Source organism: Streptomyces sp. NPDC058274 (assembly GCF_042881375.1).
Classification (GTDB): domain Bacteria; phylum Actinomycetota; class Actinomycetes; order Streptomycetales; family Streptomycetaceae; genus Streptomyces.
Genome location: NZ_JBHVXW010000006.1, coordinates 99,163 through 124,004 on the forward strand (window position 1 = coordinate 99,163; position 24,842 = coordinate 124,004).

The 24,842-nt window shown below is 71.2% G+C and carries 20 protein-coding genes; 8 read left to right on the forward strand and 12 right to left on the reverse strand.

All coding sequences use genetic code 11. From position 1 onward, the window contains the following. Window positions 1-23: 23 nt before the first annotated feature. From ACFVYF_RS14670 to ACFVYF_RS14680, 3 genes are all read left to right on the forward strand, one after another. On the forward strand, window positions 24-3,755 hold the full coding sequence (locus ACFVYF_RS14670; RefSeq protein ID WP_389455567.1) for an ABC transporter ATP-binding protein: 3,732 nt from the start codon (window positions 24-26) through the stop codon (window positions 3,753-3,755). A gap of 191 nt (window positions 3,756-3,946) precedes the next feature. Continuing rightward, entirely contained in the window at window positions 3,947-4,333 is a 387-nt protein-coding gene (locus ACFVYF_RS14675) for a hypothetical protein (RefSeq protein ID WP_389455568.1), read from the forward strand. A 166-nt stretch (window positions 4,334-4,499) separates the two neighbouring features. After that, window positions 4,500-5,948 (forward strand): S28 family serine protease, encoded by a 1,449-nt coding sequence (locus ACFVYF_RS14680; protein WP_389455569.1) that lies wholly within the window; start codon window positions 4,500-4,502, stop codon window positions 5,946-5,948. A gap of 111 nt (window positions 5,949-6,059) precedes the next feature. Here the strand turns inward: ACFVYF_RS14680 and ACFVYF_RS14685 are convergent, their stop codons facing one another. From ACFVYF_RS14685 to ACFVYF_RS14695, 3 genes are all read right to left on the reverse strand, one after another. Continuing rightward, window positions 6,060-6,782 (reverse strand): hypothetical protein, encoded by a 723-nt coding sequence (locus tag ACFVYF_RS14685; RefSeq protein ID WP_389455570.1) that lies wholly within the window; start codon window positions 6,780-6,782, stop codon window positions 6,060-6,062. Between the two features lie 112 nt (window positions 6,783-6,894). After that, window positions 6,895-8,754 (reverse strand): glycoside hydrolase family 3 protein, encoded by a 1,860-nt coding sequence (locus ACFVYF_RS14690; RefSeq protein WP_389455571.1) that lies wholly within the window; start codon window positions 8,752-8,754, stop codon window positions 6,895-6,897. A 447-nt stretch (window positions 8,755-9,201) separates the two neighbouring features. Then, window positions 9,202-10,146: a LysR family transcriptional regulator gene (locus ACFVYF_RS14695; RefSeq protein WP_389455572.1), complete on the reverse strand. Its 945-nt coding sequence runs from the start codon at window positions 10,144-10,146 to the stop codon at window positions 9,202-9,204. Between the two features lie 109 nt (window positions 10,147-10,255). Between ACFVYF_RS14695 and ACFVYF_RS14700 the strand changes: the two genes are divergently transcribed. Next, window positions 10,256-11,221, forward strand: a complete 966-nt coding sequence (locus tag ACFVYF_RS14700) for an EamA family transporter (protein ID WP_389455573.1) — start codon at window positions 10,256-10,258, stop codon at window positions 11,219-11,221. Continuing rightward, the gene (locus tag ACFVYF_RS14705) at window positions 11,205-11,879 is read left to right on the forward strand and encodes a GNAT family N-acetyltransferase (protein ID WP_389455574.1); all 675 of its coding nucleotides are present in this window, start codon (window positions 11,205-11,207) and stop codon (window positions 11,877-11,879) included. The genes ACFVYF_RS14700 and ACFVYF_RS14705 overlap by 17 nt, the downstream gene beginning before the upstream one ends. 171 nt (window positions 11,880-12,050) lie before the next feature. Here the strand turns inward: ACFVYF_RS14705 and ACFVYF_RS14710 are convergent, their stop codons facing one another. The 4 genes from ACFVYF_RS14710 to ACFVYF_RS14725 form a co-directional block, all read right to left on the reverse strand. After that, window positions 12,051-12,851, reverse strand: coding sequence for a sugar phosphate isomerase/epimerase family protein (locus ACFVYF_RS14710; RefSeq protein WP_389455575.1), 801 nt, complete (start codon window positions 12,849-12,851; stop codon window positions 12,051-12,053). Between the two features lie 234 nt (window positions 12,852-13,085). Further along, on the reverse strand, window positions 13,086-14,018 hold the full coding sequence (locus ACFVYF_RS14715; protein WP_389455576.1) for a GNAT family N-acetyltransferase: 933 nt from the start codon (window positions 14,016-14,018) through the stop codon (window positions 13,086-13,088). A 206-nt stretch (window positions 14,019-14,224) separates the two neighbouring features. Beyond that, a complete protein-coding gene (locus tag ACFVYF_RS14720; RefSeq protein WP_389455577.1) occupies window positions 14,225-14,653 on the reverse strand; it encodes a VOC family protein in 429 nt (142 codons plus the stop codon). A gap of 160 nt (window positions 14,654-14,813) precedes the next feature. Continuing rightward, window positions 14,814-15,905 carry a LacI family DNA-binding transcriptional regulator gene (locus ACFVYF_RS14725; protein ID WP_389455578.1) on the reverse strand — a complete coding sequence of 364 codons (1,092 nt, stop codon included), beginning with the start codon at window positions 15,903-15,905 and terminating at the stop codon, window positions 14,814-14,816. A 377-nt stretch (window positions 15,906-16,282) separates the two neighbouring features. On the opposite strand from ACFVYF_RS14725, the gene ACFVYF_RS14730 reads away from it, so the two are divergent. From ACFVYF_RS14730 to ACFVYF_RS14740, 3 genes are read left to right on the forward strand one after another with little or no spacing between them, the layout of a single operon-like run. Further along, a complete protein-coding gene (locus ACFVYF_RS14730; protein ID WP_389455579.1) occupies window positions 16,283-17,434 on the forward strand; it encodes a Gfo/Idh/MocA family protein in 1,152 nt (383 codons plus the stop codon). Next, window positions 17,431-18,582, forward strand: a complete 1,152-nt coding sequence (locus ACFVYF_RS14735) for a dihydrodipicolinate synthase family protein (RefSeq protein ID WP_389455580.1) — start codon at window positions 17,431-17,433, stop codon at window positions 18,580-18,582. Before ACFVYF_RS14730 ends, ACFVYF_RS14735 begins: the two co-directional genes overlap by 4 nt. A gap of 35 nt (window positions 18,583-18,617) precedes the next feature. Then, entirely contained in the window at window positions 18,618-19,415 is a 798-nt protein-coding gene (locus ACFVYF_RS14740) for a sugar phosphate isomerase/epimerase family protein (protein WP_389455810.1), read from the forward strand. A gap of 356 nt (window positions 19,416-19,771) precedes the next feature. Here the strand turns inward: ACFVYF_RS14740 and ACFVYF_RS14745 are convergent, their stop codons facing one another. From ACFVYF_RS14745 to ACFVYF_RS14765, 5 genes are all read right to left on the reverse strand, one after another. Continuing rightward, window positions 19,772-20,167 (reverse strand): DUF937 domain-containing protein, encoded by a 396-nt coding sequence (locus tag ACFVYF_RS14745; protein ID WP_389455581.1) that lies wholly within the window; start codon window positions 20,165-20,167, stop codon window positions 19,772-19,774. 838 nt (window positions 20,168-21,005) lie between these two features. Further along, window positions 21,006-21,143, reverse strand: coding sequence for a hypothetical protein (locus tag ACFVYF_RS14750; protein WP_389455582.1), 138 nt, complete (start codon window positions 21,141-21,143; stop codon window positions 21,006-21,008). A 1,903-nt stretch (window positions 21,144-23,046) separates the two neighbouring features. Beyond that, window positions 23,047-23,235 carry a hypothetical protein gene (locus ACFVYF_RS14755; protein WP_389455583.1) on the reverse strand — a complete coding sequence of 63 codons (189 nt, stop codon included), beginning with the start codon at window positions 23,233-23,235 and terminating at the stop codon, window positions 23,047-23,049. A 313-nt stretch (window positions 23,236-23,548) separates the two neighbouring features. Continuing rightward, complete coding sequence (rbsD, locus tag ACFVYF_RS14760) at window positions 23,549-23,938, reverse strand: D-ribose pyranase (protein ID WP_389455584.1); 390 nt, start codon at window positions 23,936-23,938, stop codon at window positions 23,549-23,551. Next, window positions 23,935-24,840 carry a ribokinase gene (locus ACFVYF_RS14765; RefSeq protein WP_389455585.1) on the reverse strand — a complete coding sequence of 302 codons (906 nt, stop codon included), beginning with the start codon at window positions 24,838-24,840 and terminating at the stop codon, window positions 23,935-23,937. The genes rbsD and ACFVYF_RS14765 overlap by 4 nt, the downstream gene beginning before the upstream one ends. Window positions 24,841-24,842 lie beyond the last annotated feature (2 nt).

Below are 24,842 nucleotides of genomic sequence, written 5' to 3' on the forward strand. Positions count from 1 at the left end.
AAGATCTAAGGAAGGCACCGGGCGTGACAGGGCAGCAGGGGGAGAAGAGCGGCTGGGCACGGCGGCTGGCCGGGTACGCGTGGCGGTACCCGAAGGACGTCGTGCTCGCGCTCGGCGCCTCGCTGGGCGGCATGGCCGTCATGGCCCTGGTCCCGCTGGTCACCAAGGTGATCATCGACGACGTCGTGGGGGACCACAGCAGGGGTATGGCGCCCTGGGCGGGCGCGCTGATCGGCGCCGCGGTCCTCGTCTACGTCAGCGCCTATATCCGCCGCTACTACGGCGGCCGGCTCGCCCTGCACGTCCAGCACGACCTGCGCACCGACATGTACCGGACGATCACCCGGCTCGACGGCCGGCGCCAGGACGAGCTCTCCACCGGTCAGGTCGTGGGCCGGGCGACCAGCGACCTCCAGCTGATCCAGGGCCTGCTCTTCATGCTGCCGATGACCATCGGCAACGTCCTGCTCTTCCTGATCTCGCTCGGGATCATGGCCGCGCTCTCCCTGCCGCTCACCCTGGTCGCGCTCGCCGTCGCCCCCGCCCTGTGGTTCGTCGCCAAGCGCAGCCGCTCCAAGCTGCACCCCGCCACCTGGTACGCGCAGGCGCAGGCCGCCGCCGTCGCCGGAGTGGTGGACGGCGCCGTCAGCGGCGTCCGCGTGGTGAAGGGCTTCGGACAGGAGGACCAGGAGACCGGGAAGCTGCGGGAGGTCGGGCGCCGGCTCTTCGCCGGGCGGCTGCGCACCATCCGGCTGAACGCCAAGTACACCCCCGCCCTCCAGGCCGTGCCCGCCCTCGGCCAGGTCGCCATGCTCGCGCTCGGCGGCTGGCTCGCGGTCCGCGGACAGATCACGCTGGGCACCTTCGTCGCCTTCTCGTCGTACCTCGCCCAGCTCGTCGGACCCGTCCGGATGCTCGCCGTCGTCCTCACCGTCGGACAGCAGGCCCGGGCCGGCGCGGAGCGCGTCCTGGAGCTCATCGACACCCGGCCGTCCATCGAGGACGGCACGAAGGCCCTGCCGGCCGACGCGCCCGCGACCGTCGAATTCGACGACGTGTCCTTCGGATACGAGGACGGGCGGCCGGTCCTGGACGGGCTGAGCTTCGAGATCCGGCCGGGCGAGACCCTCGCCGTCGTCGGCTCCTCCGGCTCCGGCAAGTCGACGGTCTCGCTCCTGCTGCCCCGCTTCTACGACGTGACGCACGGCGCCGTCCTCATCGGCGGCCACGACGTCCGCGAGCTGACGACCGAGTCCCTGCGCGCCGCGATCGGGCTGGTCCCCGAGGACTCCTTCCTCTTCTCCGACACCGTGCGCGCCAACATCGCGTACGGCCGTCCGGAGGCGAGCGACGAGGAGGTCGAGGCCGCCGCCCGCGCCGCCCAGGCCCACCGCTTCATCGCCGAACTGCCCGGCGGTTACGACACCAAGGTCGGCGAACACGGACTGACCCTCTCCGGCGGCCAGCGCCAGCGCGTCGCCCTCGCCCGCGCCCTCCTCACCGACCCCCGCCTGCTCGTCCTCGACGACGCCACCTCCGCCGTCGACGCCCGGGTCGAGCACGAGATCCACGAGGCCCTCGCCCAGGTCATGGAGGGCCGCACCACCCTCCTCATCGCGCACCGCCGCTCCACCCTGAACCTCGCCGACCGCATCGCCGTCCTCGAAGACGGGCGGCTCGCGGACATCGGCACGCACGACGAACTCCAGGAACGCTCTCCGCTGTACCGGCGGCTGCTCACCGACCCGGACGAGCTGGGCGGCGTCTCGCCCGGCCACGCCCGGCCCGCCGAGCCGCAGGAGGACACCTCCGTACGAGACGAGCTGGACGCCGAGTTCGACGCCGAGCGCGGGGTCACCCCCCACCTGTGGACCGGCGACCGCGAGCCCAAGGACAACGCGCTCGCCGGGATGCCCGCCACCCCCGGGCTCCTCGCCCAGGTCGAGGCGCTGCCCCCGGCCACCGACACCCCCGGCATCGACGAGGCCCGCGCGGTCACGCCCGAGGAGTCGTACGGGCTGAAGCGGCTGTTGCGCGGCTTCGGCAGGCCGCTGCTCATCAGCCTCGGGCTCGTCGCCGTCGACGCGGGCATGAGCCTGCTGCTGCCCGTGCTGATCCGGCACGGCATCGACCAGGGTGTCTCCCGGCTCGCCCTCGGCGCCGTGTGGGCCGCGGCCGTGCTCGCGCTGATCACCGTGCTCGTCCAGTGGACGGCGCAGATCGGCGAGACCCGGATGACCGGACGCACCGGCGAGCGGGTCCTGTACTCGCTCCGGCTGAAGATCTTCGCGCAGCTCCAGCGGCTCGGACTCGACTACTACGAGCGGGAGTTGACCGGGCGGATCATGACCCGGATGACCACGGACGTGGATGCCCTGTCCACCTTCCTGCAGACCGGCCTGGTCACCGCCTTCGTCTCCGTCGTCACCTTCTTCGGCATCATGGTCGCGCTGCTGGTGATCGACGTGCAGCTGGCACTGGTCGTGTTCGTGACCCTGCCGCCGCTGATCATCGGCACCTTCTTCTTCCGCCGGGCGAGCGTGAAGGCGTACGAACTCGCCCGCGAGCGCGTCTCGTTGGTCAACGCCGACCTCCAGGAGTCGGTGTCCGGACTGCGGATCCTGCAGGCCTTCCGGCGGGAGAGCGCGGGCAGCCGGCGGTTCACGGAGGGCAGCGACAGCTACCGCCGGGCGCGCATCCGGGGGCAGTGGCTGATCTCGGTCTACTTCCCCTTCGTGCAGCTGCTGTCGTCGGTGGCCGCGGCCGCCGTCCTGATCGTGGGCGCGCACCGGGTCGACGCCGGCACGCTCACCACCGGCGCGCTGGTCGCGTATCTCCTCTACATCGACCTGTTCTTCGCGCCCGTGCAGCAGCTCTCCCAGGTCTTCGACGGCTACCAGCAGGCGACCGTGTCGCTGGGCCGGATCCAGGAACTGCTCCAGGAACCGACGTCGACGAAGGCCGCGGACGAGCCGCTCGACGTGCTCTCGCTGCGGGGCGAGATCGCCTTCGAGGCCGTCGACTTCGCGTACGGCAGTGACGAGGAGGCGATCAGCGGGGTGGACCTGCGGATCCCCGCCGGCCAGACCGTCGCCTTCGTCGGCGAGACCGGCGCGGGCAAGTCGACCCTCGTGAAGCTGGTCGCGCGCTTCTACGACCCGACGGGCGGGCGCGTCACGGTCGACGGCACCGACCTGCGCTCCCTCGACCTCACCTCGTACCGGCACCGGCTGGGTGTCGTGCCGCAGGAGGCGTACCTCTTCCAGGGCACCGTGCGGGACGCCATCGCGTACGGCCGGCCGGACGCGACCGACGCCGAGGTGGAGGCGGCGGCCCGCGCGGTCGGCGCGCACGACATGATCGCCACCCTCGACGGCGGCTATCTGCACGAGGTGGCCGAGCGCGGCCGCAATCTGTCCGCCGGGCAGCGGCAGTTGATCGCCCTGGCGCGCGCCGAGCTCGTCGACCCGGACATCCTCCTTCTCGACGAGGCCACCGCCGCCCTCGACCTGGGCACGGAGGCCCTGGTCAACCAGGCGACCGACCGGATCGCAGGCCGTCGTACGACCCTGGTGGTCGCCCACCGGCTGACGACCGCCGCCCGCGCCGACCGGGTCGTGGTGATGGACCACGGCCGGATCGCGGAGGACGGCACGCACGACGAGCTGCTCCAACAGGGCGGTCTGTACGCCGAGTTGTGGCGAACCTTCGTCGGGGCGGCCGAGCCGGGAGAGCCGGTCGGATCCACCGCCTGAGCGGCCGGAGGCCCGTCGGTTCCCATGCCGCGGTGGCCGAGATCGATCGTCTCCGTGGCCGGTTGATCACCTGACAAAAAGGTGAAAGCGCCGTAGAGCGCGCGAAACCCCCGCGTCTACGACGGCGCAACCATCCGGCATACGTCCTGCGTCCGTACACCAGTACGCTGATCGCGGCGGGAGGGACGAGAGTGGACAGTGGTGCGATACGCCGACGCGTGGCGCTCGGCATGGCCGTGCTGACCGCGTCCGGGCTGCTCGTGCTCGCCGGCCCCGGCAGCGCGGAGGCGGCCTCCTACTGCTCGGGCCGCAAGGTCCGCACGCTGCCCTTCGACACCGGCTCCGTGCACGTCTACAAGCGCAGCGGTTACGTGTGCGCGGTGACCTTCCCCAAGAAGCAGGGGGCGCGCAAGACCATGTCCGTCAGCGTGCAGGCGCGCGGCAGCCGCCCGGTCACCGACAAGGGGCGCTACACGCACCACGCCGGTCCCGTCACCGTGCACGCCGGACACCGCTGCGTCTGGATCAGGGGCTCCGTCGGCTCGGGCTCGGTGAGCTCGGGCTGGATCCTCTGCTGACCGCGCCCCCGACCCCCGGCCGATCACGCCGGGCGCGCCGATCCGGGCCCGCTGATACCGGACAGATCCACGCCATGTCTCACAGACTTCTCCAACCTCCCCTGGTGCGCCGGGTGTTGCTCCGCTAGGTTCCGGCGGACATCCGCGTAACTCCAGGGGAGGGTGCATGCGCAAGGCGCTCAGATGGCTGCTGGCGCTCACGGTGCTCATAGGCACACTGAGCACGGCCGGGGCGGCCACCGCCGCCCAGCCGGAGGCCACCGGCACCACCGGCACCACCAGTACGGACATCAAGGACCAGCTGCTCGCGATACCGGGCATGAGTCTGATCGAGGAGAAGCCCTACCCGGGTTACCGCTTCTTCGTCCTCAACTACACCCAGCCGGTCGACCACCGGCACCCGTCCAAGGGCACCTTCCAGCAGCGCATCACCGTGCTGCACAAGGACACCTCGCGCCCGACGGTCTTCTACACCAGCGGCTACGGCGTCTCCACGGCTCCCAGCCGCCGTGAGCCGACCCAGATCGTCGACGGCAACCAGGTCTCGATGGAGTACCGCTTCTTCACTCCCTCCCGGCCCGAGCCGGCCGACTGGACCAAGCTCGACATCTGGCAGGCGGCCAGCGACCAGCACCGCATCTTCAAGGCCCTGAAGACGGTCTACCGGCAGAACTGGCTGGCGACGGGCATCTCGAAGGGCGGCATGACCGCCACGTACTACGAGCGCTTCTACCCGCGCGACATGGACGGCGTCGCGGCGTACGTCGCCCCCAACGACGTGAAGAACGACGAGGACTCGGCCTACGACCGCTTCTTCACGAAGGTCGGCACCAAGGAGTGCCGCGACAAGCTGAACGCGGTGCAGCGCGAGGCGCTGGTACGCCGTGGACCGCTGGAGAAGAAGTACGCGGCGTACGCGGCCGAGAACGGCTACACCTTCAGCACCGTCGGCAGTCTCGACAAGGCGTACGAGGCGGTCGTCCTCGACTACGTCTGGGGGTTCTGGCAGTACGCCGAGCCCGCCGACTGCGCGAATGTGCCGGCCGACGCCGCGCACGCCACCGACGACGCGATCTGGGACTCCGTCGACACGATCTCCGGGTTCTCCGCCTACACCGACCAGAGCCTGGCGACGTACACGCCGTACTACTACCAGGCGGGCACCCAACTGGGCGCGCCCACCGTGCACTTCCCGTACATCGAGAAGAAGCTGATCCGCTACGGCTACCAGCCGCCGCGGAACTTCGTGCCGCGCTCCATCCCGATGAAGTTCCAGCCCGGGGTGATGCGGGACGTGGACTCCTGGGTCCGCAGCCACGCCCGGCACACGGTCTTCGTCTACGGCCAGAACGACCCGTGGGGCGCCGAGCGCTTCCGGGTCGGACCGGGCGCGCGGGACGCGTACGTCTTCACCGCACCGGGGATGAACCACGGCGCCAATGTCGCGGGCCTCGTCCCGGACCAGAAGGCGCTGGCCACGGCCCGCATCCTGGACTGGGCGGGAGTCGCCTCGGCGGCGGTCCAGTCCGACCCGGCGGCGGCCAAGCCGCTGGCCCGGTACGACGCGAAGCTCGACCGCCAGGAGCCGGACCGCGAGCCGATGCTCCGCCCGTAGGCACCGCTCGGTTCGGCCCCGCCGGAATCCCCGGCGGGGCTCCGGGCCGTCGCGGTGGGCACGTGTCCCTGCCCACCGCGACGGCCCGTCTCCCGGAGTCCTGACGGCGCGTCACACGGGCCGGGCGCAGCCCACCGAGCGGCTCCCGCCCAGCCGGACGTACAGAACCGTGACGGACGGGCACTGCGACCGCTCGCCGACCGCCGAAGTCACCTTGTACTCGGGGGGTTTCCCGCCCTTGCCGTCGCAGGCGGTCTCCCTGACCTGGCCCTTGCCGGAGCTGTAGACGCAGTCGCCGACGATGGTGCGCGGCCCGCCGCCGCCACCGGGGTCCCCGGGATGCGGCGGCTCCAGGTTGCGCATACAGGCGTAGCCCTGCGGGACCGCCCCGTCGCCGTCCTCGTCGGCGGCCGGCTTCGTCTCGCTGATGTGGAGGACGAAGTCGGTGGTCGCCGGGCACACCGGGCCCTGCGCCACCTGGCCCTCATGACGGGCGACCACGCGCGCCGCCGCCCGCTCACTCGTACAGGGCACCTCCGTGAAACTCGTCGTGCCGAAGGAACTGCACTCGTGGATCGCGAGGAACACCGCCCCGTACCCGGTGGGCCGCGTCGATGCGGCCGCCTCGTCGGGCGGGCTGCCCGCGGCGCCGGGGGAGCCCGCGGAGCCCGACGACTGGCATCCGCAGAGCAGCACCACGGCCAGCACACAGCCGGACAGCGCACGCAGGGCACGCAGCGCACCCAGCGCGCCACGCGGGACAGGCGCGCCACCCAGCGCGCCACGCGGGACAGGCTCGGCACGCGGCGCCGGCACAGCACGTAGGACCCGCATGGCAACCCCCCGATGCACCCCGCCCAGCGTGACCCGCCGCAGCGGGCCACGTCAGGCGTACCGGGTGCATTGCGCCAGTTGGGGGCGGTGCCCGGGGAGCGCTGCGTAGGGGCTAGTACGACAGCCCGTACCCGATCGGATACAGCACCTGCGTCGGGTCGTCCGTCCGCTGCACCGGCACCGGCAGTTTCCCCTTCGGGGCGACGGTCCCGGCGATCACCCGCGCCGCCGCGCGCAGTTCGACGTCCGTCCACGAGTACGCGGCCAGGCAGGCGCCGACGGACGGCAGCTGGGCCACGTCGTACGGGTTGCGGATGGCGACCGCGATCACCGGGACGCCGGTCGCGATCAGCCGGCTGACGAGGGTCTTCTGGGTGCTGGTCGCCGACACGTTGTACGTGCCCACCACCACCGCGTCCTTGCCCTGCGCCGCCGCCACCGCCTTGTCGATGGTCGCCTGCGAGGGCGCCGTACCGGTGGACAGGGCGGTGGCCGTGAAGCCGAGCCCGGTGAGGGCGCCGGCGAGCACGGTGGTCGGCGGACCGTCGGAGCCCGACGGGGAGGCCGGGTCGGCGCCCACGACGAGGACGTTCTTCCGGGTGCTTCGGGAGAGCGGCAGCAGGCCTTCTTTGTTGACCAGCAGCGTGGTCGTGCGGTCCGCGATCCGGTCGGCCGCCTTGAGGTGCGCCGGGATGCCCACCGTGCGGTCGACGCCGCGGTCGGTGACGTACGGGTTCTTGAGCAGGCCCAGCTTCGCCTTGAGGCGCAGGACGCGCAGGATCGACTCGTCGAGGCGGGCCTCGGTCAGTTCGCCGCCCCGCACGGCCCGGAGGACCGCGTTCCAGGCGGTGTCGATCGAGGGCGGGTTGAGGAGCTGGTCGACCCCCGCCTTCAGGGCGAGTACGGGGACGCGGTCGTCGCCGTACTTCGTGCGGACGCCCTCCATGCCGAGCGAGTCGGTCACCACGACCCCGTCGTAGCCGAGTTCGCCGCGCAGGATGCCGGTGAGGATCGGGGAGGAGAGCGTGGCCGGGTCGCCGGAGGGGTCGAGCGCCGGGACCATGATGTGCGCGGTCATGATCGAGTCGATGCCGGCGCGGATGGCCGCCCGGAACGGCGCGGCGTCCAGCTTCGTCCACAGCTCGCGGCTGTGCTCGATGACCGGGAAGCCGAAGTGGCTGTCGACGGCGGTGTCGCCGTGCCCCGGGAAGTGCTTGGACGTGGCCGCGACGCCCGCCTCCTGATAGCCCTTCACCTGGGCCGCGACCATTCCGGCGACCGCGTCCGGGTCGGCGCCGAAGGACCGTACGCCGATGACCGGGTTGGCCGGGTTGACGTTCACGTCGGCGTCCGGCGCGTAGTCCTGGCGGATGCCGAGCGCGTGCAGTTCGGCGCCACCGATGCGGCCGGCCGTGCGGGCGTCCGACCGGGAGCCGCCGGCGCCGAGCGCCATCGCGCCCGGGAAGGGCGTCGCGGGCTTGCCCACGCGTGCCACTATCCCGTGCTCCTGGTCGGTGGAGATCAGGACCGGCAGTCCGCGGGGCTGGTCGAGGGAGGCCTTCTGGATGCCGTTCGACAGGGCCGCGATCTGGTGCGGATCGCGGGTGTTGTGCGCCCAGGCGAAGTAGATGATGCCGCCGACGCGGTACTTGGCGACCAGTTCGGCGGCTGTCCTGACGCCGATCTCCTTGAGGTTGGCGTCGATGTCCGCCTGGTCGGGCGCGGTGGCCGAATGGCCGTACACCCGCATCACGAAGAGCTGGCCGACCTTCTCCTCCAGCGTCATACGGGAGATGAGGCCGCGCAGCTTCCTGTCGTCGTGCGGGCCGGTGACCCTGCCGGTGGCGGCATACGCGCCGGGACCGGCGGCGAGTGCGGCGGTGACGCCCGCCGTGGCGGTGAGGACGGTGCGTCTGGACGGTCTTGCGGTGCTTCCCGTGCCGGAGTCGCGCACGTGCGCTCCTTCCCTCATGAAGGAAACTTCCGAGGAGTCACGAATATCCGGGAAGTTTCTTCCAGTCAAGGGTGTGCACAGTAACCCGGGGAGGGGCCGTCACCGGCGCTGTTGGAGGGGGGCGCGCCGGTGACGGCCTGCTGCCGGCCGCAGGCGGCGGAGAGGGTAGGTCAGCGATCGCAGCCAGCAGCGAGGCCGACAACCGCACGGCGGTGACTCATCCGGCAGCTCCCCGCTTGGACGTACCGGCGGGGGTCCGGGTTCCGTCGACCGGCCGTCGGAGCACAAGTCGGTACGGGGGTGACGGGGGTGACGCGCGGGGTGGGCGTGGGCGGCGGCCACCCCGGTGGGCGACGGTCCGTGAACCACGGGCGACACGGCTCGGCCCGCCGGTCCGGGGGAGTGGAGCCCGTGCGTTCCGGGGAGTGGAGCCCGTGCGTTCCGGGGGGTGAAGCCCCCGTGGGTTCAGTCCGCCCCCTGCGCGGCCGTGGTTCCGTCCGCCCCGTCGGCCGAGACCCCGGCCCAGTGGTCCTGAAGGGTCCGGACCGTTTCCGCGATCGCGGGCCGCCGCGCGGCGCCCGTACGCCACAGCGCGTACAACCGCCGTACCGGCATGGGGTCGAGAGCCACCCGCACCACCCCCGCGGGCAGCGGTCCCCGCCCCAGCCGGGGGATCAGCGCGATACCGAGCCCCGCCCCGACCAGCGCGACCAGCGTGGGGTTCTCGTCGGCCTGGTGGACGATGTCCGGCTCGCAGCCCGCCGCCCGCAGCGTCCGCACCAGCCAGTCGTGGCAGACCCGCCCCGGCGGCTGGCAGATCCACCGCTCACCCTTGAGGTCGGTCCGCCGCACGGCGGCCCGGCCGGCGAACGGATGCCCCGCAGGCACCAGCAGATCGCACAAATCGTCCCCGATGACGGCCTGTTCGACCCCGGGCGGAGCCGGAAGCCGGGCGATGTCCCAGTCGTGCGCGACCGCCACGTCGACCGCTCCCTTGGCGACCAGGTCGACGGAGAGATGCGGGTCGACCTCGGTGAGCCGGGTGTCCAGCAGAGGGTGACGTCGCGCCAGGTCGGCGAGCACGCCGGGCAGCAGCCCGCGTGCGGCCGACGCGAACGCGGCCACGGTCAGCCGCCCCGCGGGCAGCCCGCGCCGCTCCTCCAGGTCGGTCTCGGCACGCTCGACGAGGGCGAGCAACTGCTGTGCTGTGGCCGCGAGTTGCTCGGCCTGCTCGGTGAGCCGGACCCCACGCCCCTGGCGTTCGAGGAGGACGGTCCTCGTCTGCCGTTCCAGCTTGGCGATCTGCTGGGACACGGCGGACGGTGTGTAGCCGAGCGCGGCGGCCGCCGCCCCGACCGTGCCGTGGACGGATACGGCGTGCAGGGCGCGCAGACGCTGGAGATCGAGCACGGGAGCCTCCGGAGCAGACGGGCACCCCACCATACGTAAGCAGCACTACATCCATCCATGCAGTAATCCGCGCTGGTGCTACACGTTCCGCTCCCGGATGCTCGATCGCATGCGTCCCGCACACCTCACCCTCGCCGTCCTCGTCGCCGCCGTCTGGGGCGTGAACTTCACCGTCATCGAGATCGGCCTCGCCCACTTCCCGCCCCTGCTCTTCTCCGCCCTGCGCTTCCTGGTCGCCGCCCTGCCCGCGGTCTTCTTCGTCGGCCGCCCCAAGGTGGCCTGGAAGTGGATCGTCGCGGTGGGCCTGGTGCTCGGCGTCGCGAAGTTCGGCCTGCTCTTCATCGGGATGGACGCCGGCATGCCCGCCGGTCTGTCCTCACTGGTCCTGCAGATCCAGGCGGTCTTCACGGCCCTGTTCGCCTTCGCCGCGCTGGGCGAACGCCCCTCCCGCGTACGCGTCCGGGGCATGGCGGTCGCACTGTGCGGGGTTGGCCTGGCGGCCGTGGACGAGGGCGCGGGCGGCCCGCTCGGCGCCTTCGCCCTGGTCATCGCGGCGGCGGCCTGCTGGGGCCTGTCCAACGTCCTCACCCGCAAGGCGTCCCCGCCGGACGCGCTGAACTTCATGGTGTGGGTCAGCACCGTGCCCGTACTCCCGCTGCTGTTCCTGTCCCTGCTGACCGAGGGCCCCGACCGGGATCTGGCGGCGCTGCGCTCCCTGGACTGGCAGGGGGCCGGCGTCATCGTCTACGTCGCCTGGATCACCACCGTCTTCGGCTTCGGCGCCTGGGGCCGGCTGCTGCACCACCACCCCGCGTCCACGGTGGCGCCCTTCTCCCTCCTGGTCCCGGTCTTCGGGATGTCCTCCGCCGCGCTGTTCCTCGGCGAGTCGATCAGCCCGCTGCGCTGGGCCGCGGCCGCGCTGCTGGTGGGCGGGGTGACGCTGACGTCACTGCCGGACGGCTCCCGCCTCTCCGGAATTCGCATGACACGGCGGAGCGCGTCTTCGACAATGGCCGCCCGGGAGGCCGACTCCCCAGGCGGCGAAGGGGCACGACACAGTGGGGTTCAAGCTTGAGGGGCCGGTTCTCGAAGGTGCGCTGGTGCGCCTGGAGCCGCTGGCGGGCCGGCATACGGCCGACCTGGCGGTGGCGGCGGAGGAGGACCGCGGATCGTACGACTTCACCTGGGTGCCCAGGGCCGCCGAGGTCCCTGCGTACATCGACGTGCAGCTCGCCCGGGCCGCGACGGGCCAACTCGCCCCGTACGCACAGGTGGAGCGGGCCTCGGGACGGGCCGTCGGGGTCACGGCCTACTGGGAGCCCCGGTCGTGGATCGCGGAGGACGAACTGTCCGCGATCGAGATCGGCTTCACCTGGCTCGCGCGCTCGGCGCAGGGCACCGGGCTCAACGCCGAGTCCAAACTGCTGCTGCTCCGCCACGCGTTCGAGAACTGGGGCGTGGCCCGCGTCGACCTGAAGACGGACGCCCGCAACGCCCGCTCCCGCGCCGCGATCGAAGCCCTGGGCGCCCGCTGCGAAGGCGTCCTGCGCAACTGGTCCCGCTCCTGGGCCCCGGGCGAGGACGGCCGGCTGCGCGATTCCGCCATCTTCTCCGTCACCGCGGACGAGTGGCCCGACTGCCGGACCCGGCTCGAGACGCGGGTGTCCGCGGCCCTGGCGCGCGGGACCGCCCGGCCCGCCCGGTCGACGGGCGACCGGACGGCATCCGCGTAGCTTCCGGCGCCGGGCGGGCCGGCCGGAGTGGTGCCGGTGGCGCCGGGCGGGCCGGCCGGAGTCGTGCCGGCGGCGCCGGGAGGCCCGGCTGCTGTCGTGCCGGTGGCGCCGGGCGGGCTACGTCGACTCGTTCAGGAGCCGGGCGGGGCTACGAGGTTCGGGGCGGCGGGGTTACGCCGACTCGTTCAGGAGCCGGGCGAGGTGGTCGTGGCCCGGGGTGAGCAGCCCCTCCAGCGGGGGCGCCGCCTCGTACCAGCGCTTCTCGTACTCCCAGCACAGCCAGCCGTCCCAGCCCTCGCGGGAGAGGAGTTCGACGCATTCGGTGAGCGGGAGGACGCCCGCGCCCAGGGGCAGGGGCGTCGTGTCCTCGGCGGACGCGATGTCCTTGACCTGGACGTAGCCGAGGTGCGGGGACAGCGCGGCGAACGTGGCGGACGGCTGCTCGCCGCCCAGCCAGGTGTGCATGATGTCCCAGAGGGCACCCACCTGGCGATGGCCGACCGGGCCGAGCACGCGGATCGCGTCGGCGCCGGTGCGGTGGGAGTCATGGGTCTCCAGCAGGATGCGGACGCCGAGCCCGGCCGCGATCTCCGCGGCCGTGCCGAGCCGCCGCGCTGCCGTCGCGTCCGCCTCCTCCGGGCTCCGCCCGGGATCCCCGCCGGGGAAGACACGGACGAAGGGCGCGCCCAGGTCGCGGGCCAGTTCCAGGAGGTCGCGGATCTCCGCCAGTACGGCGTCGTCGTCGCCCGGCGCCGCGACCCGCGCGTATCCCGCGAGCCCGAGGAGTTCGATGCCGGACTCCTTGAACCGGGCCGCCACCTCGGCCCGTTCCGCGAGCCCGATTCCCGGGTGCACCGGTTCCTCCGGGTGGGCGCGCAGCTCCACACCGTGGTAGCCGTGCGCCGAGGCGAGCTCCAGGACGTCGGAGATGGGGAGGCCGGGAACGCCGAGGGTGGAAAAGGCCAGTTTCACGAATCGCACCTCGCTACGGAGTGCCGGGCGCGGTGGCCCGGCGGGGAGCCGGCGGCAGTCCGGCCGCAGGACCGGCCCGCCGCACGGCGGCATGGGGGGACTGCGTCCCACGGATCCCGTCGCACGGCGGCGCGGAGGGACCGCGTCACTCGGACACAGTGCCCCCGGGCAGCGGGCTCCGCGGGACAGCACAGCATGGCCGGACCCTACCCGCCCCGCGCCGGTCCATGACCGTCACTGCGCGGTGCCGTGCAGATCCAGACGCCAGTCCTGACCGATCAGATCCACCCCGAAGGAACGGTGGGGCTTCTCGGCCACCAGGACGAACCCCTGGCGCTGGTAGATATGGCGGGCCGCGCTCAGTACGTCGTTCGTCCACAGGAGCAGTTCCCGGTAGCCGACGCCGCGGGCGAAGTCGACGCACGCCCGCACCAGCCGGTCGCCGACCCCCAGCCCCCGCGCGGCCGGGTCGACCAGGAGGAGCCGCAGCCGGGCCGCGCCGGGTGCCTCGTCCCGTACACACATCACGCACCCCACCGCCGCGCCGTCGGCCTCCGCGATCCACACCCGCTCCAGATGCGGGTCGTGGTCCTCCGCGAAGTCCGCGACGATCCGGGCCACCAGGCCTTCGTAGTCCGCGTTCCAGCCGTGCTCCGCTGCGTACACCGCGGCGTTGCGCTGCACGATCCAGCCCAGGTCGCCCGGGCCCGGCTCGCGCAGCACCACGTCCTCGCGGCGCGGGGCGCGGCGGTCCGCCAGGATCGTGCGGATGGTGCGCATCGCCTCCGCGAGGCGGGGGCGGTCGCGTGCCGGGACGGTGGCCAGCAGCGAGCCGACCGATTCCCGCGAGCGCTCGTCCAGCAGGTCGGCCGCGTCCCGCCCGCGCGCGGTGAGCGTGACGCTGCGGCGGCGCGGGTCGCGCGTGGACCGGGTCCGCTCGATCAGGCCGTCCCGCTCGAACTTGGCGAGGATACGGCTCAAGTAGCCCGCGTCCAGCGAGAGTTCGGCCCGCAGATCCGCGGCGTCCGTCCGCGGCGCGTGCGCGAGCTCGTACAGCACGCGGGACTCCGTGAGCGTGTACGGGGCGTAGAGGTGGCGGCCGTAGTCCAGCGCGCCGATGACGTTCGTGTAGAAGCGGTTGAACGAGCGGATGTCCTGCACGGTCATGGGTACCTCGCGCTGCGGGTTCGGACGGGCTCCTGGGGCTGCGGGTCGGTCCGGGCGACTCCGGGTCGGTCCGGGTCGGTCCGAGGGCCGTGGCCCGGTCCGGCGTCGCGCTGGATGGTTGACTCAGTCAGAGATATCGGTTCGAGCGTACGACTCGCCCGGGGGCGGCGTCCAGGGTGGCGTCCGGTGCCGGTGGTTCAAGGGGGCTAGTCGATACAGAACTCGTTGCCCTCGATGTCCTGCATCGGGATGCACGCGTCATTGCCGTCATACAGCGTTCGTACGTGTACCGCGCCGAGCGGGACCAGTCGTGCGCACTCGGCCTCAAGAGCGGCGAGGCGCTCTTCCCCCACGAGTCCGGTGCCGACCCGCACGTCAAGATGCAGCCGGTTCTTGGCGGCTTTCCCTTCGGGGACGCGCTGGAAGTACAGTCGCGGGCCCACGCCTGAGGGATCGATGCAGGCGAACCATGCGTCCTGCCGCTCCGGTGGCAGCGAATGCTTGAAGTCCGCCCAGGTGGCGAACCCCTCCGGTGGCGGCGGTACGACGTACCCCAGCACCTCGCACCAGAAGCGAGCGAGACGCTCGGGTTCCGCGCAGTCGAAGGTGACTTGGAACTGCTTGACCGATGACATCGGCGCACCCTACCCGCACAGGCATTCCCGCCGGGTGCCCATGCAGGCAGGGGAGCGGGCCCACCCGGGCGGCACCCCATGGGCGTCGGGCTCAACGGGCCGTAAGGAAACCGCCGTTCCCCATGGCGCCGGGCCCAACGGACCGTAAGGAAACCCCCGTTCAGGAACGCGGCGCAGCGGTGGACGCGCGGAGCGTCAGGTCGGCCGGGACCACGGCGATCCCGCCCGGCGGCGGTTCCTCCCGGCCCATGGCGAGCCGCCCGGCCCACGCCCCCGCCTCGGCAAGAGGCAACCGCACGGTAGTGAGCGCGGGCACCACGTCGATGCTGAAGGGAAGGTCGTCGAAGCCGGCCACGGAGACGTCCCCGGGGATGTCGAGCCCCGCGTCACGAAGAGCCGCACACGCTCCGAGGGCCACCGTGTCGTTCGCGGCGACGACAGCCGTCAACGACGGATCCCTGCGCAGGAGTTCGAGCGTGGCCTCGTACCCGGACCGACGGTCGTAGCTCCCGTGCACCGTACGCTTCGGATCGTCCTCGACCCCGTGCGCGGCGAGCGCGTCCTGATGCCCCTCCAGCCGGTGCCGCGTGGTGGTCCGCTCCTCGGGCCCGGTGATGTAGCCGATGCGCCGGTGGCCGAGCCCGATCAGATGCCCGGTCAACCGCTGCCCACCCCCGCGGTTGTCGAAGGTGAGCGCGATCGCCTCCGGCGCCTCGGGCACCGGCGGCCGCCCGCAGAGCACGACCCGCGTCCCGGCCTCGGCCAGCTTCCGCAGCTTCGTCGCGACCGCCGCCCCGTGGTCCGCGTCCTCGACGGCACCGCCGGTCAGCACCACCGCCGCGGCGCGCTGCCGCTGAAGGAGGGTGAGGTAGGTGAGCTCGCGCTCCGGGGAGCCGCCCGTGTTGCAGACGACGGCGAGCCGCTCCCCGCCCGCGCGTCCGCCCCCGATCACCTTCGAGGGCTGCTGATGCGAGGCGGACCCGAAGGGCCCGCCGATCTCCGACTGGATCGCGCTCGCCATGATCCCGAAGAAGGGGTCGGCGATGTCGTTGACCAGGATCCCGACCAGGTCGGAGGTGGCGGCGGCCAGCGAACTCGCCGGCCCGTTCAGCACGTAGTCCAGCTCGTCCACGGCCTGCAGCACCCGCTCCCGCGTGGACGCGGCCACCGGGTAGTTCCCGTTCAGCACCCGCGACACGGTCGCGGGCGAGACCTGCGCGCGCGCCGCCACGTCCGCCAGGGTCACCGTCATCTCGTCGTTCCTCCGGTCACGCGTCTCTCGGTCGTACTCAGGCCGACCGCGGGCTGGGGGCCCGGATCCCGTCGGCCGCGCGAGGGCGTACGGCCGTGCGGGGTGCGCCGCGTGACCCGGTCGAGGGACTCGCGCCAGGCGCAGCCGTACGGCACCGAAGGGGACGCCGACCATCGACCATGCCCCCGAACGCGGCCATAACCCCCACATCCCCGCCGCGCGACCGTACCTCTTGTCCGCCCCGCCGAACATCTCGACCGCACGGTCTTGTCCGATCCGCTGCACAGGAGCTAGCTTCGCACTCGTATAGAAAGCGCTTGCTGTGACGCTCGGGGCCGTGGGCGTACGCGGCGCCGGACGCGTACGAAGGGAATGACGTGACTCGCAAGACGGTGCGTATCGCCATGAACGGCGTGACGGGGCGCATGGGCTACCGCCAGCACCTCGTCCGTTCGATCCTCGCCCTGCGCGACCAGGGCGGCCTCGACCTCGGCGACGGCACCGTGCTGTGGCCCGAACCGGTCCTGGTCGGGCGGCGCGAGCACGCCCTGAAGGCCCTCGCGGAGCGGCACGGACTGGAGCACTGGTCGACGGACCTGGACGCGGTGCTCGCCGACCCGGCCGTCGACCTCTACTTCGACGCGCAGGTCACCTCCGCCCGCGAGGAGGCGATCAGGAAGGCGATCGCCGCCGGCAAGCACATCTACACCGAGAAGCCGACCGCGACCGGCCTCGACGGTGCCCTGGAGCTGGCCCGCCTCGCCCACGGGAAAGGCATCAAGCACGGCGTCGTCCAGGACAAGCTCTTCCTCCCCGGCCTGCTCAAGCTCAAGCGGCTCATCGACGGCGGCTTCTTCGGCCGGATCCTCTCGGTGCGGGGCGAGTTCGGCTACTGGGTCTTCGAGGGCGACTGGCAGAGCGCCCAGCGCCCGTCCTGGAACTACCGCGCCGAGGACGGCGGCGGCATCGTCGTCGACATGTTCCCGCACTGGGAGTACGTCCTGCACGAGCTGTTCGGCCGGGTCCGGTCCGTGCAGGCGCTGACCGCCACCCACATCCCGCAGCGCTGGGACGAGCGGGACAAGCCGTACGACGCCACGGCCGACGACGCCGCGTACGGCGTCTTCGAGCTGGAGGGCGGCGCGGTCGCCCAGATCAACTCCTCCTGGGCGGTGCGGGTGAACCGCGACGAGCTGGTGGAGTTCCAGGTGGACGGAACCGAAGGCTCGGCGGTCGCCGGTCTGCGCAACTGCCGTGTCCAGCACCGCAGTTCGACCCCGAAGCCGGTGTGGAATCCCGACATCCCGGCGACGTACTCCTTCCGCGACCAGTGGCAGGAGGTGCCGGACAACGCCGAGTTCGACAACGGCTTCAAGGCCCAGTGGGAGCTCTTCCTCAAGCACGTCTACGCCGACGCCCCCTACCGCTGGGACCTGCTGGCCGGCGCCCGCGGTGTCCAGCTCGCCGAACTGGGCCTCAGGTCCTCGGCCGAGGGCCGCCGTCTCGACGTACCGGAGATCCAGCTGTGACGCTCCGACTCCCCGACGGACAGGGCGGGTTCCGCTCCCACACCCCGCGCTCCGCACCGCCGGCCCGCTCCGCCGGCCCGCCCCTCACCTCCCGCACGGTCTTCTCCGCCGCGCATGTCGTCGCCGACCCGTACGCGGACACGACCCCCGACTCCCCGGCCGCCGTCGACTGGGAGGCGACCCTCGCCTTCCGGCGCCATCTGTGGTCCCACGGGCTCGGCGTCGCCGAGGCGATGGACACCGCGCAGCGCGGTATGGGCCTCGACTGGTCCGGCGCCGCCGAGCTGATCAGGCGGTCCGCCGCCGAGGCGAAGGCGGTCGGCGGCCGGATCGCGTGTGGGGTGGGCACGGACCAGCTCGTCGCCGGCTCCCTGGCGGAGGTACGGGCCGCATACGAGGAGCAACTCGCGCTCGTGGAGGGCACGGGCGCGCAGGCGATCCTCATGGCATCCCGGGCCCTGTGCGCGGCCGCCACGAACGCCGAGGACTATCTCGCCGTGTACGGCCATCTGCTGAGGCAGTCCGCCGAGCCGGTGATCCTGCACTGGCTGGGCCCGATGTTCGACCCGGCGCTGGAGGGCTACTGGGGTTCCTCGGACCTCGACATCGCGACCGACACCTTCCTTGAGGTCATCGCCGCCCACCCCGACAAGGTCGACGGCATCAAGGTCTCCCTCCTGGACGCCGACCGGGAGGTCGAACTGCGCCGCCGGCTCCCGCAGGGCGTGCGCTGCTACACCGGTGACGACTTCAACTACCCCGAGCTGATCGCCGGCGACGAACAGGGCTTCAGCCACGCCCTGCTCGGCATCTTCGACCCGCTGGGCCCGCTGGCCGCCGAGGCCGTGCGCGTCCTCGACACCGGGGACGTGAAGGGATTCCGCGAACTCCTCGATCCCACCGTCGAGTTGTCCCGCCACCTCTTCCGGGCGCCGACCCGCTTCTACAAGACGGGCGTCGTCTTCCTGGCCTGGCTCGCGGGCCACCAGTCCCACTTCACGATGGTCGGTGGCCTGCAGTCGGCCCGCTCCCTCCCGCACTTCGCGCGCGCCTACGAACTGGCCGACGGGCTGGGCCTGTTCCCGGACCCGGAGCTGGCCGAGTCCCGTATGAAGAACCTGCTGACCCTGTACGGAGTGACCCAGTGAGCACCGACGACCTCGCCCGGTTCAGCATCAACCAGATGACGGTGAAACAGCTCTCCCTGCCCGAACTGGCCAAGGCGTGCGGCGAGTTGGGGATCGGATCCGTCGGCCTCTGGCGCGAGCCCGTCCAGGCGTACGGCCTCGACGCCACCGCCCGGCTGGTCCGTGACGCGGGGCTCACCGTCACCACCCTGTGCCGCGGCGGCTTCCTCACAGCTCTCGACCCGGCCGAGCGCGCCCGCGCCCTGGACGACAACAGGGCCGCCATCGACGAGGCCGCGACGCTGGGCACGGACACGCTGGTGCTGGTCTCCGGCGGGCTGCCGGAAGGCTCCAGGGACCTGCACGGCGCGCGCGAGCGCATCGCGGACGCGCTGGCGGAACTGGGCCCCTACGGCGCCGAGCGCGGCGTACGCCTCGCCATCGAGCCGCTCCACCCGATGTACGCCGCCGACCGCTGCGTGGTGTCCACCCTCGCCCAGGCCCTGGACCTCGCCGAACGCTTCCCGGCGGACCAGGTGGGCGTCACGGTGGACACGTACCACATCTGGTGGGACGACACGGCACCGGCGCAGATCGCCCGAGCGGGTGCGGCCGGACGCATCCACACCTTCCAACTCGCCGACTGGACCACGCCGTTGCCCGAGGGCGTCCTCACCGGCCGCGGCCAGCTCGGCGACGGCGCCATCGACATGCGTCAGTGGCGGGGGTACGTCGAGGCCGCCGGGTACGACGGGCCGATCGAGGTGGAGCTGTTCAACGACGGGCTGTGGGCGCGGGACGGGCGCGAGGTGCTCGCGGAGACGGCGGGGCGCTTTGTGGAGCATGTCCTGTAGCTGGGGGCGGGTGCGGGGGCGTTCACTCCTGCGTCGGGTGCCGGGGTCGGGTGCGGGGGCGTTCACTCCTGCGTCGGGTGCTGGGGGCGGGTGCAGAGGTCGCTCGCCCCTGCTTCGGATGCCGGGTTCGGATGCCGGGGTGGCCCCCGCGTCGGATGCCGGGTTCGGATGCCGAGGTGGCCCCTGCTACGGACGCCGGGGTGGCCCCTGCGTCGGATGCCGGGCGAGCCGGTGGAGCGTCGTCGCCCGGGATCCGGCGCGGCGCCCAGGTCTTTGCCCGGCTCCGGGGTCGTGCCTCCTTCTCCGCCCGGCTTCGGCCGTCGTGGCTTCTCCTTCGCCCGGCTTCGGCGTCGTGTCTACTTCTTCGCCCGGCGCTTTGTCAGCACGGTCAGTACCACCGGGATCAAGAGCTCGATCACCCTCGTCACGGCGGGGGCCGGCAGGCCCGTCTTCTTGGCGACGGCCTGCGCGACGGGCTTGCTGACCTTGGCCAGCATCCCGGCCAGCAGACCACCGCCCGCGACTCCGCCCAGTCCGCCCAGGGTCACCACGCCCTGCAGGGGAGCCTCCTCGGGAGGTGCCGCCGCGGCCTCCTCCTGTACGCCGCCGGACAGCTCGGACACCGTCGTCCCGACCACCTGCCGGGCCCCTGCCGCATCCGTCCCCAGCACCCCGGCGATCTCCTGGAGCTTGTCGTCACCCAGCTCGTCGAGCACGTCCTTCTGCAACGAAGGAGAGGTTTCTTCACTCATGCGGCAAACGCTACGTCTGTCCATATCTGTCGGCACGCCGAAAAAATCTGGGAAGAGCGTGCAACCCTTCGGGCAACCCGTGGGTCTAGCTTGGCATCAGGACTTCTGGAGGGGGATCCGGGGGGATCGCGGGGGTTCTGATGTGGAGGGGAAAGCCGAGGGAGCCCGGTCGACGGACCGGGCCCCTTCGAAATTCGTCATCGTCACCACGGACGAACGGCGCGCCGGCCGCAAGAGCCCGCGTCCAGTGGTCTTGCCTGGCCCCGGTACTGCCTTGCCTTGCCCCGGTAGATCAGCGGCACGGCCACGGGTCGCCCGGCGGCGACCAAGGGGCCTCACCTTCTCCCACCTGCACGATTCAGTCCTTCCTCGTGCCGGATACCGGTGATGCCGATATCTGCAATTGCTCCAGCGGTTGCCGCCTCGGCCGCACCCTGGCCGCCTGTAAGGCCCGCGTAGACAACGCTCGCAACGGTGAGCCCGCTGCCCAGGTTTTCCAACGTGCCCAAAGAAATTAGCCCGTTGGGGGTCGATGCGCCCGAGACCGCGTTGCTCGCGATGGTGCCCGCTGCCCACCCTGCGGCGAAGCGCACGGGCGAGCTGCTGCGGCCCGTCTCTGTGTGCGCGGAGGAAACTCCTCCCGGCCCTCGGATTGTCTATCCGCCAACTGCACTGATGCCAGCTGATTGGCACTCCACGCGATAGCGACGCATTCCAGCTTTCAGGGTGCCTCCGGGCTCGCGGTTGAATCCCGTTCCCACGCCGGCAGTTGAGGTGCCGCCAGGCCGAGGCCCGTAGTGGAAGTAGGTGTCCCCCAGCCGGAGCGAGTGCGCGGCCTTCATTTTCTACGGCGCCCGCGCAACAAGCAGTAGGACACCGCGGCGATCGCCGCGAAGACCAGGATGAAGATCAAGGCATCCTGTCCATTGTCCACAGGAGAATATTTTCCGCTTGCTGCAAGGTCCAGGGCGTGCATTCAACGTCTCCTTGCCATCTACACGAAGAGTAAAGATATTCCGGAGCAAAGGAAGAGCGCAGAGAGCGCCGCACTGAGGGCGCCGCAGAGACAACTGCTGCGCTTCTGCGCGCGTGCCGCCCACCACTGCCTCGGTGTTCGACCCCATCGACCGCTGCGGCGAGACGTCGGCCATGGTTCGCCGACTGGGTGCACTGTCTCGTGGGCCTCGGGCGAGGGACTTCGGCTACATCCCGGGGCACTGCACAGCCCTACCGCTGCACCGGCAAATACCAGGATCCCTCGAGCCTCTACCACCTCTGCGCCCGCTATCACGACCCCAACATCGATTCACTCAGGCGAACCGGTCTCCGGCCATCCGCATCGTCGGGATCAGTACGGTGTGCGAAACCGGATCCGAATCACCGTGTTAGGAGCGATTCTTGCGATGAGCCAAGAAGGCGAAGCCCGCCAAAACAACTCCGCTGACTGCGGCGATCACTCCAAGTACGAGCGGAACAGCATCGTCAGTAGCCGTTCCTGCGACGCCCGCGCAGATTCCTCCTACGATCAAGGCCGCAGAGAAGATTCGCACCCCTCTGATTGCGTCATCCATCGATGCACCCTTCCGCCGCACTCGTAGGAGAACCGTTGGGCCGAGAATGATTTCCCGACCCAACAGCGATCTAGGGAGGCCGTGGCCTCCTATTCACTTTGAGCGCCGCAGGACCAGGAGGCCCCGCGGTTCCTCCCGACTACGCGGTTTACCCATTCCTCGTGCCCTTATTCGCCCATACGCCCACAAAGAACATGTACGCAAGAAGAATTAGCAGCATAAATATTCCGACGGCCAATCTCTCTCCGTACGGCATATCGCTCATCCACTGAGTTACTGGCCATGCAAGGATCCCCAGAAAAACCAGCCCCAATAGGAACACGCCGAGCCGAGTCGAGTATTTCTCCATTCGTTGTCGCTCCTCTGCTGTGTGTGGGACGCCGGGACGCCCCCCACACGTGACTCCTTGGCTTCACTTTGGTCTGTTCATTTACCTATCCGGCGCACTATGCCTTCAACACTAAGCCGAGGGGCCCGATCGACGGACCGGTCCCCCTCAAAACCTGTCAACTTCACCATGGGCGATCAGCAGTGCGGCCGAAAGAGCTGGCAGAGCGGCGTCAGCTCCGTCCTGGATTGCCCCGTGTTCACGCAAGGACAAGAGCTATGAAGGCGAGCCACAACAGGAATGCAATCACTCCTATGACCTTCGCCGTCCGTTTCTGCTCTGGACTGGGTGTTCCCCGTTTCCACCGTGAGTACAGGATGCTGCCCGCGACCAGCGCTAGACCGCACGCGATGACGAGTGGCTCATACCCGTCGGGTATGGCGTCGCGGGCGAGTACGTATCGAGTCTCCATCGATCACCATCTTCTGTTCGGTTTGCGGAGGTCGGGCGCTTCACGCCACACCCCCCACTAACAGTCAGACCTTTCCTTCTGCCCACTCCCCGAATCCTTCGCCAATAGCCGCACAGCCGACCGTGCCTGCCGTGCTTCCTCCCGCCGTCTCTGGAGCCGACACCACCAGGACAAATTCGCACGTGGCCGGGGCAGCTTGACCGCCGACATATCCAACGGCTTTCGCTCTAACGGTCTGCCAGTCCCCGCGTTTGGCGGCCTGTATGCCTTCAAGGGCATCGACATCGCGCACTTCATGGCTGGTCTTCCCCTCGAGGCGGCCTCACGTGCCCGTTGGCTCGACGGACAGCAGCCCACCCGCCAGCGGTGGCGGACGCTGGTCACCACTCGCCGCGATCACCTGCACGTCCCCCGGTGACACATGCCCGCAGCCCCGCCGGACGGCGGGGCTGCGGGCATGTGCGCTGTTGCGTTCAGGGGGTGAGGTTTTTGCTGTCTCACTCCGGTTTCAGTGGTTGCCCTTACGTCTGGCCAGCGCGGCCATGACGGCCAAAACCACTCCGCCCGTGATCGCCACTGCCCCGAAGATAATGGGAGGTGTGTCGCCAGTCGCAGCACCAGCAATGCATCCGCACACGCCAGCTATTATCGCAATAACCGAGAAGATCAGCGTTTTCCGAATCGCTTCCTGCATCATGCATCTCCTCGTCGCCCGCCTTGCGCATTCTTCCGATTTCGGTGCTTGCTGCTTGCCGGAATGTCCGGGCCGAGGCAACCCGGCCCAGACGTTGATTCACGCCACCGGTGTTACCCGTATGTGATGATGTCAGTGTTGTGGTACGGACCTTCCTGCGGCACCCAAAAGCGTCCGAAACAAGTCGCGTGCGACCGCGACCGCGACCGCGACCGCGACGGCGACTGCGACTGCGACTACGAGGCCGGCGCCGACGACGACCGACCCTCGCACTGACCCGCCGCCCGCGCCCCGGAGCCATCCCCGACAAAACCGCCTAAAAAAACACCCCGCACCGCAGCAGCACATTCGCATACGGCCGTGCCTCTCCCGTGCGGACGATCAACCGTGCCCCGGCCGACAGGGACTTGAGCTTCTCGTGGGGGACCAGTTCCAGTGGGGGCAGCCGCGCCTCCAGCAGCGTCGTCGCCGGCGGGTTCGCGGTCCGGACCTCCGCCGCGGCCGTCGCGCCCTCCACCACCAGCTCCGCGAGCAGCCCGTCGAGCACCTCGGCGAACGACGGCACCCCGGCCCGGAAGGCCAGGTCGACCACGCGCGGCCCCGCCGGTATCGGCATGCCGGCGTCGCACACCAGCACCCCGTCCCCGTGCCCCAACTCGGCGAGGGCGCCCGCCAGATGACGGTTCAGGATTCCGGCCTTCTTCACAGTGCCGCGACCTCCTCGGCGGTGGGGAAGGACACCTGGGCGCCCTCCTTGGTGACGGCGGCGGCCCCGACCCGGGCCGCGTGCGCCGCGGCTTCGGCGAGCGGCGCGCCCGCGCCCAGCCGCCAGGCCAGCGCCGCGGTGAACGCGTCCCCCGCCCCCGTGGTGTCCACGGCCGTCACCTTCACGGACGGAATCCGGGCCGTCCCCTCCGCGTCCGCCACCAGCGCCCCCGCCGCGCCGAGCGTGACGACGACCGACCGGGGACCGAGACCGAGCAGCGCCCGCGCCCAGTCCTCGGGCACCGGGCCCGCCGACTCGCCGAGCAGGACCCGGGCCTCGTGCTCGTTCACGATCAGCGGGTCGCAGGCGGCCAGCACCTCGGCGGGCAACGGCACCGGAGGCGACGGGTTCAGCACGAAGCGGCTGCCCGGCGCCAGGTTCCGTACGACCTCCACGACCGTCTCCAGCGGGATCTCCAGCTGCGCCGAGACCACCCGGGAGGCGCGCAGCAGACGCAGACTCCTGGCGGCACGGATGTCCGCGGGTGTCAGCCGTCCGTTCGCGCCGGGCGAGACCACGATGCTGTTGTCCCCGGACGGGTCCACGGTGATCAGGGCGACCCCGGTGGGCGCCCCGCCGACGAGTACGCCCGCGGTGTCGACCCCGGCCGCCCGCTGCGAGTCGAGCAGCAGTCGTCCGTGTCCGTCGTCGCCGACCCGGGCCAGCAGGGCCGTACGGGCCCCGAGCCGGGCGGCGGCGACCGCCTGGTTGGCGCCCTTGCCGCCCGGGTGCACGGCGAGGTCGGAACCGAGCACCGTCTCCCCGGCGGCGGGCCGCCGCTCGACCCCGATCACCAGGTCGGCGTTGGCCGATCCCACGACCAGCAGGTCGTAGTCGTACATCA

Coding starts and splice junctions, on each gene's coding strand:
- ACFVYF_RS14680 (WP_389455569.1), top strand. CDS start 4,500: ATGCGCAAGGCGCTCAGATGGCTGCTGGCGCTCACGGTGCTCATAGGC.
- ACFVYF_RS14685 (WP_389455570.1), bottom strand. CDS start 6,782: ATGCGGGTCCTACGTGCTGTGCCGGCGCCGCGTGCCGAGCCTGTCCCG.
- ACFVYF_RS14690 (WP_389455571.1), bottom strand. CDS start 8,754: ATGAGGGAAGGAGCGCACGTGCGCGACTCCGGCACGGGAAGCACCGCA.
- ACFVYF_RS14700 (WP_389455573.1), top strand. CDS start 10,256: ATGCGTCCCGCACACCTCACCCTCGCCGTCCTCGTCGCCGCCGTCTGG.
- ACFVYF_RS14715 (WP_389455576.1), bottom strand. CDS start 14,018: ATGACCGTGCAGGACATCCGCTCGTTCAACCGCTTCTACACGAACGTC.
- ACFVYF_RS14720 (WP_389455577.1), bottom strand. CDS start 14,653: ATGTCATCGGTCAAGCAGTTCCAAGTCACCTTCGACTGCGCGGAACCC.
- ACFVYF_RS14725 (WP_389455578.1), bottom strand. CDS start 15,905: ATGACGGTGACCCTGGCGGACGTGGCGGCGCGCGCGCAGGTCTCGCCC.
- ACFVYF_RS14740 (WP_389455810.1), top strand. CDS start 18,618: ATGACGGTGAAACAGCTCTCCCTGCCCGAACTGGCCAAGGCGTGCGGC.
- ACFVYF_RS14745 (WP_389455581.1), bottom strand. CDS start 20,167: ATGAGTGAAGAAACCTCTCCTTCGTTGCAGAAGGACGTGCTCGACGAG.
- ACFVYF_RS14750 (WP_389455582.1), bottom strand. CDS start 21,143: ATGCACGCCCTGGACCTTGCAGCAAGCGGAAAATATTCTCCTGTGGAC.
- ACFVYF_RS14755 (WP_389455583.1), bottom strand. CDS start 23,235: ATGATGCAGGAAGCGATTCGGAAAACGCTGATCTTCTCGGTTATTGCG.
- ACFVYF_RS14765 (WP_389455585.1), bottom strand. CDS start 24,840: ATGTACGACTACGACCTGCTGGTCGTGGGATCGGCCAACGCCGACCTG.